Raw genomic sequence first — 13,794 nt, 5'->3', positions numbered from 1 at the left:
GTCTGTCCGCCAACCCCCCTGAACCACAACGGCACCGGGGAACAGTATCAGAATCTCCGTTTCACCGCCATGCCTGAAAAGGTGATCACCGCTCGACCCGCCCCAAGGCCGCGCAGGACAAAGTTCAGCACTCACAGCCGTCGCCGCCACAAGGACCCGCGATGAGCACCGAGAAACCTAGCACGAGCGGCAGTGCGGGGCGGGGCCGGAACCCGACGGCAGAAGCCATCGAGGCGTATTCGCTCTCTGTGCGCTCACGACCCTCTGTCATCACGAACATGTGCAGGTCGAAGAGTGACGCCAGCGTGTCCCCGTGGCAGTTCAGCGGATTATCGCGGAGCATCCGCTCCACGATCAGCACCCGAGCGTCCGGACCAGACGCCCTGCGAATCGCCCGCAGCAGGGACAGGCACGTCTCGTCATTCCAGTTGTGCAGCACTCGAGACAGCACATAGACGTCGGCACCCTCCGGCATGTCGGTGAAGAAGTCGCCGCCTACCGCCACCGCCCTGTCGGCGATACCGGCCCGGTCAAAGGCTGCTGTCGCCCGCCGCGCAACGTCCGGGCGGTCGAGGAGCGTGCCACGGGCGTCCGCGTGAACCTCAAGCAGCCCCGTCAGCATGCGGCCGTCACCCCCACCGACATCGACGATATGACGAGGCGCGCCCAGCCCGGCCGCAGCGGCCAGGACCCGCCCGTGCGGCGCGCCCTCACCAATCGCCGCGGTGTACCGCGACGCCTCCTGCGCATGCTCGTCCAGATAGTCGAAAACCGGTTCACCGAATGCGGCGGCGAATGGGCTCTCTCCCGTTCGCAGCCCCGTTCCGAACTGCCTCCACGCAGAATCGAAGTACTGCTCCTCGTACAGCTCGGCCAGTCGCCGGAGGGAGGACGGATGATCGCTTACGAGCACGGCCCCGGCATCTGTCAGACGATGAGTCCCATCCGGGTCCGTAGCGAGCAGGTCCACGGCTACAAGCAGGCGAAGCAGCCTGTCCAGAGTGGGCTGATGCAGATCCAGACGGTGCGCCAGCTCGACGCTGTCGGCGGGTTCCCGGCACAGGGCGTCGAATACTCCGGAACGCGTGGCAGATGCGACCGCGCGCGCCTTCCAGCCCCCGGTCAGCAGATCCAGGACGTGATCGCTCATCAGCGCCCCCTCCCGACGACGGCGACGAGCGCCGCCTTATCGGTCTTGCCGAGCGCCGTCACCGGGAAGGAGCCGAGAGCCCGGCACAGGTCCGGCAGCTTGTATGCGGCGACGCCCCGGTCGGTGAGGAAGGCCCGCAGCTCGAGCAGGTCCGGGGCCGGACCGGTGGGGACTATGCACGCGCAGCAGCGCTCGCCGAGAACGGGATCCGGCAGACCGATAACGGCTGCCTGCCGGACAGCCGGATGGGCGAGGATGTGGCTCTCCACCTCCTGCGCCGCGATCTTCTCGCCGCCCCGGTTGATCTGGTCCTTGATCCGGCCGGTGAACTCCACAAAGCCGTGCGGCAGCAGCCTGACCAGGTCCCCGGTTCGGTAGTATCCGTCGGAGGTGAAGGAGCGACGGTTGTGCTCCGGCGCCCGGTAATAGCCTCGGATCGTGTAGGGACCGCGGGTGAGCAGCTCGCCGACCTCGCCCTCGGGGACATCGCGATCCGCTTTATCGACCACGCGAATCTCGTCTCCGGGGGAGAGTGGCCGCCCCTGGCTGAGCACCGTCATCTCGGGCGGGTCGTCATCGCGGACGAACCCGATCAGTCCCTCGGCCATGCCGAACATCTGCTGCAGGCGCACACCGAGCGCCGGCTCCACCTGCTGGGCCAGCTCGGGATCGAGCTTGCTGCCGCCGATCGCCAGCCGCCGAAGGCTGGACAGGTCGGCATCGGTGTAGGGCGCCTCATCCATCCAGAGCAGCGCCATTCCGGGCACAAGGCCCGTGTCCGTCACCCGTTCGCGAGCGATCAGCTCGAAGCACTCGCCCGGATCCGGCGTGCGGGCCAGCACCATGGTGCCGCCGGCGTGGAAGGTCGCGAGCATCCCGTGGGTCAGCGGCCAGTTGTGGCCGATGGGCAGGCCCACGAGAGTCACCGTGGTCGAGTCGTACGGGATTGTCTCAGCCATCGCCCGGCCGCTGTAGGACCAGTCGTCATGGGTGCGGGGCACGAGCTTGGGCTGTCCCGTGGTCCCTCCGGAGACCAGGAACAGGGCGAGATCGCCGGAGGCCGCCCGCTCGGGCACCCCGATCGGTTCGTCATTCGCGGCCGGACCGGTGTCCAGGCGCTGATGGTGGCCGGGTTCTCCGACGACGAGTGTGCTCCGCAGCGCTGGGACCGCGGCCGCCACCTGATCGGCCAGATCCCGGTAGTCGAATCCGTTGACGACATCGGGGCAGAGGTAGGACACCGCCTCGGTGAGCCGGCAGAAGCGCTCGATCTCGGAGCGGCGGTGGGCCTCCAGCGCGATGACGGGGCGGGCTCCGACGCGCAGCAGTCCGAACAGCACCGCGACGAAGGCCGCGCTGTTGGGCAGCTGCAGGACGACGTTGTCGCCGCGGGCGATGCCGTGCCGCTGCAGGCGGACCGCAATCGCATCGGCCCGCGAGTCCAGGTCCCTGTAGGTGAGCCGGCCGTCATGAGCGACGACGGCCGTGTGCTCTCCACGACGGTCGGCCCAGGTTCTGAGCTCCTCCCCCAGCGTCCGTCCGGCCCACCAGCCTCTGCGGCGATAGCGCTGCGCGAAGTCGTCCGGCCACCCCACGAACTCATCCGCGAGCCGCTCCGGGCCGTCCTTTCGCACGTGGTCAAAAACTGTCATGGGTGCGACTCCTTCCTGCAGAGGGGATTCGTGCCAGCGCCCGGCCGAGGTGGGTGAGCACCGCCTCCCGGTTCGATTCGAGGTAGAAGTGATCTCCGGCGAATCTCTTCACCTCGATATGGGCTGAGGTGTAATCCGACCAGGCCTCGGCGTCGGCCGCCGACAGCTCGGGATCGGACTCGCCGACCATGATCAGCAACGGGCAGCTCAGGGGCGGTCTCGCACGCGGGTGATACGTCTCGATCGCCCGATAGTCCGCCCGGATCATCGGCAGGAGCAGCGACATCAGCTCGAGCTGGTCGAAGGCGTCGGCATTGCGCGGATTGAGGCGCCGGAGGTCCGCGAGCAGGGCCTGGTCGCTCCTGCGATGGAGGTCCCCGGGGCGGTGCAGCGAGGGCGGCTTCTGACCGGAGATGACGGCGAGATCGGGAGGGCACCCGCGCGCCTGGAGCCCGGCCGCGACCTCGTAGCAGATCGTGCCTCCGAGGCTGTGGCCGAACAGCGCCAGTCGGGCCCCGGGTCTCGGGCAAAGGGCCTCGACGAGGGGGTCGACCAGCTCCGACATGTGCGAGCGGGGCGGCTCGTTGAACCTGTCCCCACGCCCGGGGTACTGGGCGGCATGCACCTCGACGTCGTCGGGCAGGCCGGACGACCAGCGCAGGTATCCGCCGGCCGACCCCCCGGCGTGCGGGAAACAGACCAGCCGCGCTCGCGCGCCCGGGCGGGGCTCCCGGCACCTCAGCCAGCCGTGGGAGCGCGCGGATGCGCCGGTCACCGGGTCGCTCCGGACGCCGTTGGTGCGCTGCTGCGCTGAAGCGCGAAGAACCGGTGCCCGGCCCGGCGGAGAGGATGGTCGGTCGGCGGCAGGTCGAGGACCAGGTCCAGCTCGCGGATCCGGCCGAATGCGGCCAGCCACTGCCGGTGGGAGAGGAACGTCTCCCCGGATCGTTGCCGCTCATCGGTGGCCGCAGTCATCAGGAAGGCCTGCGACATCGCGATCCACTGCACTTCTCGAGTCGGCTCGGTGATGAGCAGCCATCCCCCTGGGGCCAGCCGCGCGGTCAGCAGCCGCAGTGAGCGATCGGTGTCCCGCGCGTTGTTGAGCACGCCTCCGGCGAGTACGACGTCGAAACCGCCACCGACGCCCTGGTCGTCAGCGCCATCAGTGCCATCAGTGCCATCAGTGCCATCGATGTCGAATCTCCCCACACGGATAGCGGCCGCGGGGAAGCGGCCCGTCCCGAAGAGATCCTGTGCGGCCGTGAGGAAGTAGTCGCTGAGATCTGTGAACAGGTAGTCGACAGGATGGCCGTCGAGGGCGGCCAGGACCCGCTCGGTGGTGGCGCCGGTGCCGCCGCCGACTTCCAGGAGACGAAGAGGGCGGTCACCCGGCACCGCCTCGGCCAGCTCCGAGACGAAGCCGGCCACCGCCGCGAGCTGGTATCGGCCCACCGGCGGTTCCCGGTAGAGGGCTCGGGCGACCTCGGGGCTCCCGTCGGGGAACAGGAGCGACATCGGGGACACCGCGCCCCGAAGCAGCTCCGGGAGCCTGTCGGCACTGGCGCGGGCGTAGGCCAGGGTCTTGGAGCCCGTTCCCGGTCGGGGCGCGCCGTCGAGGGCGGAATCGGGTGAGAGGCTCTGCCGCCAGCCCCGCTCGACGCGATCCCACGACTCGGCGATATCGGTCGCGGCGACCGCCCGGGTGGCCCGCACCCGTTGCGCCCCTCCCCGGCCGCCGGCGCCTTCCAGGAGGCCGTGGTCCCCGAGGGCGGCCAGCCAGCGCCGCACCAGGGGACGGTACTCGGGCACGACCGGAGCCATCACCTCGCCGACGTCGACACCCGATGCGGGAATCCTCAGGGCGTGCAGCATTGTCAGCAGTGCCGCCCGATCGAGGTCGTCGGCCATCTGCAGCGCGGGCCCCAGCGCTATTCCGCTCATCTCGGCGTCCCCGGCGCGCTCGGCCCCGGTTCGCAGCCGAGCGCGGACGACGGCGGGAATCGGCTCCGCCTGCGGAGGGGCTGCGCAGGGCGCCTGGCGGCGCTCGATGCTCGCACCGAGCAAGTCGCCCGCGTCGGCGGGGACCGGCGTGTCATCGGTGCACGTGATCGTCTCCAGCGCCGACAGGTCGGTCAGCGCGCACGCCGGATCGACAAGCATGTCCCGCACGAGGCGGCCGGGCAGCTCCGCCCGGGTGACGGCCAGGCGCTCGAGGTCAGCGAGCACTCGGGCCGCGGGGGCATCGGGGTCGGGCCGGTAGACGGCCATGCTCGGGTGATCGCTCACAGGGCCACTCCTAGGACGAGGTGCTGGCCGCTCAGTGCGAGCGGGCTGTGCTGCCCGGGCAGGTCGAAGGCGACGGCGAAACCGGCGCCGGCCATCTCATGCCGCCAGGACTGCCGGTCGAGAAAGACTTCGTCCGTGGCGCGCGCGCCCTCGGGCGGGGACAGGAGGAACGCCATGGAGGTCAGCACGGCGTGCGAGTCACGAGTCGATTCCACGACCGCCAGCACACCGCCGGGTCTCAGCACCCGACGAATCCGTCGCAGGCTGCGGCCGATATCCGCGGCGTTATGGAGCACGTTGGCCGCGACGACGGCGTCGGCGGCTCCAGGCCGCAGGCCGCAGCCCTGGTCGATCAGATCGGCATCGATATTCAGGAGGCCCAGGCGCACCGCCGCCCCGAACCGCTCCTCGGCGGCAGACAGGAGCGTCGGGGAGATATCGGTCACAAGGTAGTCGGCCTCGGTCTCTCGCAGCGCATCGAGCACGGCCGCCGTGCAGACGCCCGCACCGGCCCCCAGCTCGACGACCCGCAGGCGGCGTCCGAGCGGCCCCGCCGAGGCGACCCGGCTGACGGCGTCCGCGAGCGCGGCGTTCAGGTACCGGCTGGCGACGTTGTCCTGGTAGGCGGCGAGTGCCGGCACAATATCCCGGCCTGCGAAGAGAATCTCCTCGATTGTCGTCCTGTCGCGAATCAGCTGGCCGAGACGAGCCGCTATATCGCCGTGGAGCCGGGCCATCAGCGGATCGAAGCCGAGGCGCGCATACGCCTCGGAGAGCGCTCTTCCGCTCACCGCAGTGGGCTCCGCACTCGCCGACAGCGATCCCCCCTCATCCGACCGCAGTGCGCCGCTGTCGACCAGAGCGGCCAGCCAGCGACGCACCAGCCAGGCGTGTCGGGGACTGGTATCCAGCGCTGCGACCGCCTCGGGCACCGAGGCCGCCGGCAGCGCCGGCAGGACCGCCTCATACATGGCGGCGCGGCTGAACGCGTCGGTGACGGCGGCCGCCTGCGCCAGTCCGTCGACCTGCTGGGGGTCGACGGCGGCGCTTCCGGCAGCATCGGCCGTCTGCCGAGCGAGCTCGGCGAAGGGGGCCGGCAGGACCTTCTCGCAGGGGCCCGCGAAAAGATCGGCGGCATGCACCAGCCGAGGGGATCCGGACGGCCGGGGGGCGGAGGAGGCCTCTGCGTCGTGGCGGCATCCGGTCAGCTGGTCGGCCAGCCGGCACAACGACATCTCCTTCTGCGCCCGGCCGAGCGCCGCAGCCGTGGACTCGGGGGCGCGGAGCTCGGCCCGAACCGCCTCTCGCAGGTCCTCGGCGGGATCCGTGGGTGCCGCAACCGGCGCCACCGGCTCCGCGGCGCCCCGGAGCGGCTGCCAGAGCGCCGGGCCGTGGGGCCCGGGCAGAATGAGCTCGCCCGCCGCGCACAGCAGGGTGATCCGCAGGACCTGGCGCTGCTCCACCCTGATCCGTAGTCGGGCAGGGCCGATCGTGCCCGAGCAGGTGCCGGATGAGGGATCGCGTTCGCCCAGGCGGATCCGGCCGAGGGCATCGTTGATCATGTGCAGGAGCCCATAGATCTGATCGGCGTCGGCGGAGGCCTCCACAGCGGCGACCGGGCCGAGGCCGCGCAGCGCGCCCGCGGCGAGGACGAAGTGCCCGACAGCAGCCAGGCGGCGCCCCGGATCGGCGATCCGGACCGGGACGCCGGAGGCCCGGGCCGCCCGGAGCACCTGCGCGTAGTCCTTCGCCCGGACCGGCGGCTGGAGAACGACGAGGGATGCCGACTCGCAGGCGCCGTCGGGCAGCTCGGGCGCGGCGCCCGGCGCCGCCCAGATCAGCCCGGCGTCGGGGGCGAACCTGTATCCCGCGTCCCGGAGCATCGCGGCGGTGGGGGCCGGCAGCTCGCCGACGACCCGCAGCCGGTGATCGTGCACCGCCATCACAGCTCCCCCTCCTCAACGGGATCCACCAGCTCAACGGGGCCGTCGACGACGCGGACCTCGACACCCGGAGCCGCGCACACGCGGTCGATGGTGCGTGCGGGATCGAGTATCTCCGCGGCGTAGTGCAGGCCCGGCGGAACCTCACCGGCGAGCACCGCCTGTGCTGCGGCCGCCGTCGCGGCCCCCGCGAGCGCGCCCGTTCCCGGTCCGCGGAGCAGCCCGCTGCGAATGCGCGGCGGCTCGCCCCGGGCGCCGCCGGGGCCGCGCACCTCGGCCAGCAGCGCGGCCGCCGGCCTGCGGGCCGACATGTCGATCCTGCTGGCCAGGCACAGCGCCTCACGGGCCTCGCCGCGCTCCAGCGCGTGCAGCCGGTCGAGGACGCCTGCGACCCGCCCCTGCGCCATGAGCGTGTGCCACGTGCCATCGACCAGCTCCAGCTGGGTCGCCAGACGCTCCGCCTCGGTCGTCAGCACGGGAAGGTCGGTGAAGAGCCCATCGATGCCCGGCACGGCGACCGGGTCCGACGAGCGGCGCATGGCGCGCGGAACCCGTCGCCCGTTGCGCCAGGCCGCCAGCGGCTCGGTCAGCTTCCGGGCGGTCCCTTCGAGGTAGTCCTCCGCCGCGGCCCGGGTGAACAGGTCGACGACGGCGAACCACACGACGAGCGACACCGCGCGCTCCAGGGGTGAGGCCAGCAACCGGGGCAGGATCCCCGTCAGCCCGGGCTGCATGCCGCACGACAGGACATCGATGCGCCCTTTCTCGGCCGGCGGGTCTCCGCCCGGCCCTGTCAGGAATGCGTGCAGCGGTTCGTCGCCGGCGGCATCGACAAGGTCGACGCCGGCTGCGCGGGCTGCGCGCGCGACCGGCCGGCCGACCTCGCACGACGGGCCCGCCGCGTTGACCAGGACCCGGCACCTGCTCGCGAACTTCAGTAGGGACCGCTCGTCGGCGGCGTCGACCGCCATCGCGCAGCCGACGCCGTCGAGGTCATGGGCGAGCACCCGCCGCGCACGGCGGAGGTCGCGGCTGCCGAGGCATATGGGGTCCGCCCCCGCCCGGTGCAGGAGCCGGGCGGCGTGCGTGCCGACATCGCCGGAGGCGCCGAGCACACCGACGGCGATATCGCTCACTGCTCCGCCCTCACAGCGCGCCCGAGAAGCTCTGCGACCCGGAATACATGCGGTTCCTCGATGCAGGAGAGATGGTGGCCGTCAATGTCGATCACGGTGAGGTCCCCCAGACAGGTCCGCGTCCAGTAGGGGACCGCCAGGTCCTCCATTCCCGAGATGATCCCGAAGGACTGGCGCTGCGAGGCGCGCAGCAGCGTCATACTGCCCAGGTAGGGGTCCAGGTCGACGGTGGACCCCAGCAGGCTGTGTCTGAACACCCGGTACAGGGCCGGGACGAGCTCCGGTTCGACGTCGGTGAACGCCTTCGCCGCGGCCGCCTGCGCGTATGCGGCCAGACGGCGCTCCTGCGGGACGGCCGAGCGCTCGGCGAAGGCGGCGGCCACCGCATCCAGTCCCGGGTCGCCGCCGACCTCGGCGAGGGCCCCGGCCGGGACGTGGCCGGAGCTCTGCCCCTGGATCTGCATGAAGGCGCGGAATACGTCTGCGGAGTCGACGCCGCCCAGCACCACCTCGCCCGGGTCGAGCCTGAGATTGGGGACGAACACCGCCTCCAGAGCCAGCTCGTCATCGGTGGACACGAGCATCGGCACGCTGTCGATCAGGGTGAGGTCGGCGACCGGCAGGCCCGATTCCAGCATCCGGCGGGCCACCTCCAGCGCCAGCAGCCCGCCGAGGGAGTGACCCACCAGCTGGAACTGGTTCGCCGGCTGGGACATCAGTCTGTCCGTGTAGTCGTCGGCCAGCCGGGAGACGAGCTCCGCCGGGTCCTGGGCGCAGTACCGGTCCCAGTCCGCGACGGCGATGCCGACAACGGGACCAAGCCGCTGCTCGGCCAGGAGCCCTCCCAGTGTCTGGAAGGTGTCCAGGGTCCCCAGGGCGGCGTGGAAGATGACTCTGAGCGGCCCCTGGCCGCCGTCGCCGAACGGGACCAGGAGCGCGTTGCTGCCCTCCGCCCTGACGCCCGCCTCGGGGCGGGCCGGCGCGGGACGGCGCCCGTGCTCGGCCGCCGATTCCGCGGCGGACGCCTCTGGAGCGGGATCCGGGCGCATCGGCGTGCGTATCAGCGCGCACAGCGCGGCCAGGGTCGGTTCGTTGAGCATGGTCCGGAGCAGGACATCGAACTCAACGGCCTCCGCCTCCGGGATCTCCTCCCTGATCCGGCCGGCGACGCGCGCCATGATCAGCGAGTCGGCGCCGAGATCGAAGAAGCTGTCGTGCCGTCCGAGCCCGTCTCGCCGCAGCGCGCTCGACCAGAGTGCCGCAACCCGTTCCTCGAGCTCGTCGGCCGGTCCGTCTGCCGCCGCACCGAGGCTCGCGGTCGGGCTCACGGCCCAGCCGGCCAGGGCGGCACGGTCGACCTTGCCGTTTCTCGTGAGGGGGATCTCGGGCACGACCTGGATCTGCGCGGGGACCATGTAGTCGGGAAGGTTCTCCGACAGGCGGGCGATCAGCGCATCGGGCCGCAGCGGCGCCAGCCCCGGTGCGGCCATGAGCACGAACGCCGTCATCCCCAGCGGTTCCGGAGCGCTCAGCTCGGCGATCAGCCGCGCGTCTGCGCCGGCGATGGTCTTCCGCCACTCCGGGGCGCTCAGGAGCGGCACCTCGCCGTTGTCGAGGTCGCCGTCGTGCGGAGTCATGAGGAACCCCTGGGTGAGGAGGATCTGCGGCTGCGGGGCGACAGGCTCGGTGAGCACCAGGACGCCGCCGGGCATGAGCATCGACACGGCCCGGGCGAGCGCGTCCGCCGGATCCCGGGTGGAGCCGAGCACTCCGGCGGCGATGACAATATCGGCGGTGGCGGGCGCATAGCCCTGCTCGCGCAGATCCTCGTTCAGGTCCAGTCGCGCCGTGCGGATCCGGGAGCCGAATCGGGTGGCGGCTTCGGACAGGAGCAGCGGGGAGATATCGGTGAAGAGGTAGTCCACGTCGAATCCGGCGAGAACCGGGAGCACCGATTCCGTCGTCGATCCCGTGCCCGCGCCGACCTCGACCACCCGCACGGGCGCAGAGCCCGCAGAGCCCACAGAGCCCGCAGAGCCCGCAGAGCCCGCAGAGCCCCCTGCCGCCCGGTTGGCCGCAGCGCGGTGCGCGGCGACGGCGACGGCCTGGTTGAGCCAGCGCATGGTGATGTCGTCGCGGTAGATCGCGTGGGCGATTTCCAACGGGTCGTCGTTGTCCGATCCCTGCGGGAACAGGAGCTCGCTGGGACTTGCCTCGCCGCTGAGCAGCTGCGGGAGGTGTTCCGCGCACGCGAGCTGGTAGTCCAGGAGGCCCTGGGTGCACAGGCCGGACCGGACGGACTGCGCCACCTGCGCCCAGTCCGCATCGGGCCGGCGCACCAGAGTGCAGCCGGCTCCGGAGCGCTCCAGGACTCCGTTGTCGACGAGCGCATCCACCCAGCGTCGGACCAGCCACCGGTAGTGCGCCGCCGGGTGGACAGTCTCAACGATCTCGTCGGTGGTGTGCCGGCACCCGACCGCGGGGAACAGTCCGCGGGCCTGGAGCGCGCTCAGCAGGGACCCGAGTGCGGTGGAGCGCACCGAGCCGACGTACCGGGCCAGGGCCTCCGGCTCCGTCTGCGGCGCGGTCCGGTCAACCGTTCGAGTGACCGCCTCCGCATACCGTCGGACGGCCTCGAGGTCCGGCTCGCGCGGCTGCGGCTGAGCGAAGCCGAGCAGCATGCCCTCTCCGGAGGGATGCCGGGCGATGGTGACGACGGCGTCCTGGACCCCGGGCGCGTCGCGCAGCACCGCCTCGACCTCGCCGAGCTCGATCCGGTGACCGCGGATCTTGACCTGGGTGTCCTCACGTCCGAGGAACTCGATGTCCCCACCGGGCAGGTAGCGGCCCAGGTCCCCTGTGAGATAGGTCCGTTCGCCGTCCAGGTCGGGGAATCGCTCGGCGGTGAGCGAGGGGTCGTTGAGGTAGCCGCGGGCGAGTCCCGCTCCGGTGATGCACAGCTCGCCGGGCGCCCACACCGGGGCGTCCCGGCCCGCCGTGTCGATGACTTTGAAGCCCTGGTTGGACAGCGGTCTGCCGTACGGGATGCCGGCGGCGCCGGCGGGCACCGGCCTGTCCACCACATAATGGATCGACCAGATCGCCGCCTCGGTGGCGCCGCCGAGAGCGACGAGGACGGACTCGGGGGCCAGCGCACGCACTCGTTCCGACAGGGGCACCGGAATCCAGTCGCCGGAGAGCAGCACGAGCCGCAACGACCTCACTGCGTCCGGCCGGGTCTGCACGTGGTCCACCAGCATCTGCATCTGGGCCGGGACGCTGTTCCAGAGCGTGACGCCGTGCTCGGCCACCAGGCTCGCCCAGTGCGAGGGGTCGGATCGCCGCTCCGCCTTGGGGAGAACGAGTGCACCGCCCACCGACAGTGGTCCGAAGATGTCGAACACGGACAGGTCGAAGCCGAGCTGAGCCACGCCGAGCACCCGGTCGGCGGCGCTCACGCCGAAACGGGCGTTCATGTCCGCGACGGTGTTCCAGGCGGCCGCGTGGCTGATCATCACGCCTTTGGGATCGCCGGTGGATCCGGAGGTGAAGATCACATAGGCGAGCGCGTCGGGGGCGGTGGCATGTGCTGCGTCGATGACGTCCGCGATTCGGGGGACCGTGTGGGGAGCCGTCACAGTGATCGGAGTCGTCACCGAGGTGTCGATCTCGATCCGGCTCTGCGTGAGTGACACCCGTGCACCCGCCGCCAGAAGCATCCGGTTCCGGCGTGCGAGCGGTGAGGTGGTATCGATCGGAAGGTAGACGCCGCCCGCGAGGAGCACCGCCAGGACCGCGACGATCTGCTCGACGCCCTTGTCCATGACGATTCCGACGCTGTCGCCCGGCTGGACCCCGGCCTCCCGCAGCTGCTCGGAGACCCGCCCGGCCCAGCCGATGAGCTCGGCGTAGGTCAGCGCGCCCTCCGGGAAGATCACCGCCGGCGCGTCCGGTGTGCGCGACGCCCGGTCGAGCACGGCCGCATGGAGCGGCGCCGAGCCGATCGGCGCTGCGGTGGCGTTGGCCTGCTGCCGCTCGGTCCGCTGCCACTGCGGCAGCGGAACCAGGTCGGGGCCGCTGACGGGCTCCTCCCAGGCCGTGTCCTCGCCGAGCCGTGTCAGGAGGTCGAGCAGGGCGTCGGCAAGATCCGCGACGAGTCCGTCCGGCAGCGCCCCGGCGCGGGTGTCGAGGTCGATCCGCAGTCCGTCCTCGTCGTCCGTGACCTGGCAATCGAGGGTGACCTGCGGCGTCTGGGTCAGTCCGGCTCCCTGCCGGCCTGCACCGGTCCCCGCCGCCGGGCCGACGCCGATGCCGCTGGTGAACACGACCGGCATGACGGCCGCGTCCCTGCCTCTGCGCCGCGCGAGCTCCCGCAGCACCTCGACGCCGGAGAAGAGCCTCCTGCCGAGGTCGTCGGCCAGGCGGCCCTGAAGCGCGGCCGCCTGGGCGGCGAACGAGGAATGGCCCGGGTCGTCGACGGCGAGCAGGCTGACCGAGGTGAAGTCTCCCACGAGCAGCCGGACGTCGGGGTGCAGGTCGAGCCGGTTCAGGAGCGTCAGATTGAGTGTGAACGCGGGTCTCCTGCTCCACCGCTGCAGCACGGCGGCGTAGGCGCCGAGGACGGCGCCCGCCGGCGTAATGCTGCGCCGTTGAGCGGCTCTTGAGAGGGCCTGCCAGTGCGGGGACGGCAGCCGCCGGTGATGTCGGACGAATCGCGGCTCCCGGTCTCCTGCGGGCGAGTAGCTCAGCTCGGGCGCCGGGGGCAGGGAGTCCACGCGATCGAGCCAGTAGCGCCGGTCGCGGCGGTAGCGGCCGCCGTCCCGGAGCCGGCGCTCGGCGAGGACGTAGTCGCGGAACGTGATCGCCGGCTCCGGAAGCTCGGCACCCGGGTCCGAGACCAGTGCCTCCAGCTCGCGCATGAGCAGCGCGGCGCTGCTCCAGTCGGCGATCAGGCCGTCGAACGAGATGTGGAGAATGTCGTCCTCGCGGGTACGGGTGATCCTCAGGTCGAACAGCGGCCAGCTGGACGGATCGCTCATCTTGTGGTCGAGCTCTGCCCGGACAGCGGCCAACGCGGGCGCCTGCTCCGCCGCTGGGGCCTCACGCAGATCGATCACGGGGATCTCATATTCATCGACTTCCGGCAGCACCTGCTGATAGCCGTCGGGAGACACCACGCAACGCAGCATGTCGTGCCGTCCGATCAGTCGGTTCCATGCACATTCCGCCCGCTGCGGGTCGAGCTCCGGGTAATGAACCTCGGCGAAGCTGTGGCAGCCCACCTCTCCCAGCCCGGAGGTGTCGTAGCGTCCCAGCAGGTAGGCCGACTGGACGTCGGTCAGCGGGAAGGGCTCGTAGCGGCCATCCGGGTCCGGGTGCACCTGCCCCGCGGCGGCCGCCTCGCGCAGCGCGACGATCACCTGCTCGCGGGCGGCGCGCAGCACCGCCCTGTGCGACTCGGTCAACGCGCCCTTCGGTCCTCTGAACCGGATCCGGCCGTTGTCCTCCCACAGCTCGACCCCGGCGTCCTCAAGCTCGGCGATCAGGCTGACGGGATCAACGGGATCGACATGACTGAATGTATCGGTTGTCATAGCGGACGAGCTCCTAACGGCTCGGTGTACCCT

7 protein-coding genes are annotated in these 13,794 nt (G+C 71.4%); all 7 read right to left on the bottom strand.

The features are described from left to right. Window positions 1–124 precede the first annotated feature (124 nt). The 7 genes from AIF0345_RS02645 to AIF0345_RS02615 are packed head-to-tail and all read right to left on the bottom strand — an operon-like array spanning window position 125 to window position 13,761. Window positions 125–1,150, bottom strand: coding sequence for a methyltransferase (locus tag AIF0345_RS02645; protein WP_285297058.1), 1,026 nt, complete (start codon window positions 1,148–1,150; stop codon window positions 125–127). Continuing rightward, a complete protein-coding gene (locus AIF0345_RS02640) occupies window positions 1,150–2,802 on the bottom strand; it encodes a (2,3-dihydroxybenzoyl)adenylate synthase (RefSeq protein ID WP_285297057.1) in 1,653 nt (550 codons plus the stop codon). The genes AIF0345_RS02645 and AIF0345_RS02640 overlap by 1 nt, the downstream gene beginning before the upstream one ends. Continuing rightward, window positions 2,789–3,577 carry a thioesterase II family protein gene (locus tag AIF0345_RS02635; RefSeq protein WP_285297056.1) on the bottom strand — a complete coding sequence of 263 codons (789 nt, stop codon included), beginning with the start codon at window positions 3,575–3,577 and terminating at the stop codon, window positions 2,789–2,791. Before AIF0345_RS02635 ends, AIF0345_RS02640 begins: the two co-directional genes overlap by 14 nt. Beyond that, window positions 3,574–5,088 (bottom strand): class I SAM-dependent methyltransferase, encoded by a 1,515-nt coding sequence (locus AIF0345_RS02630; protein WP_285297055.1) that lies wholly within the window; start codon window positions 5,086–5,088, stop codon window positions 3,574–3,576. Before AIF0345_RS02630 ends, AIF0345_RS02635 begins: the two co-directional genes overlap by 4 nt. Next, complete coding sequence (locus tag AIF0345_RS02625) at window positions 5,085–7,031, bottom strand: class I SAM-dependent methyltransferase (RefSeq protein WP_285297054.1); 1,947 nt, start codon at window positions 7,029–7,031, stop codon at window positions 5,085–5,087. The genes AIF0345_RS02630 and AIF0345_RS02625 overlap by 4 nt, the downstream gene beginning before the upstream one ends. Further along, a complete protein-coding gene (locus tag AIF0345_RS02620; RefSeq protein WP_285297053.1) occupies window positions 7,031–8,167 on the bottom strand; it encodes a saccharopine dehydrogenase NADP-binding domain-containing protein in 1,137 nt (378 codons plus the stop codon). The genes AIF0345_RS02625 and AIF0345_RS02620 overlap by 1 nt, the downstream gene beginning before the upstream one ends. Continuing rightward, the gene (locus tag AIF0345_RS02615) at window positions 8,164–13,761 is read right to left on the bottom strand and encodes a non-ribosomal peptide synthetase (protein ID WP_285297052.1); all 5,598 of its coding nucleotides are present in this window, start codon (window positions 13,759–13,761) and stop codon (window positions 8,164–8,166) included. Before AIF0345_RS02615 ends, AIF0345_RS02620 begins: the two co-directional genes overlap by 4 nt. Window positions 13,762–13,794 lie beyond the last annotated feature (33 nt).

The sequence above is a fragment of the Actinomyces israelii genome (genome assembly GCF_030253495.1).
Lineage (GTDB): Bacteria > Actinomycetota > Actinomycetes > Actinomycetales > Actinomycetaceae > Actinomyces > Actinomyces israelii.
This window is presented reverse-complemented; position numbering and strand designations above follow the sequence as displayed.

Coding starts and splice junctions, on each gene's coding strand:
- AIF0345_RS02645 (WP_285297058.1), bottom strand. CDS start 1,150: ATGAGCGATCACGTCCTGGATCTGCTGACCGGGGGCTGGAAGGCGCGC.
- AIF0345_RS02615 (WP_285297052.1), bottom strand. CDS start 13,761: ATGACAACCGATACATTCAGTCATGTCGATCCCGTTGATCCCGTCAGC.
- AIF0345_RS02625 (WP_285297054.1), bottom strand. CDS start 7,031: ATGGCGGTGCACGATCACCGGCTGCGGGTCGTCGGCGAGCTGCCGGCC.
- AIF0345_RS02640 (WP_285297057.1), bottom strand. CDS start 2,802: ATGACAGTTTTTGACCACGTGCGAAAGGACGGCCCGGAGCGGCTCGCG.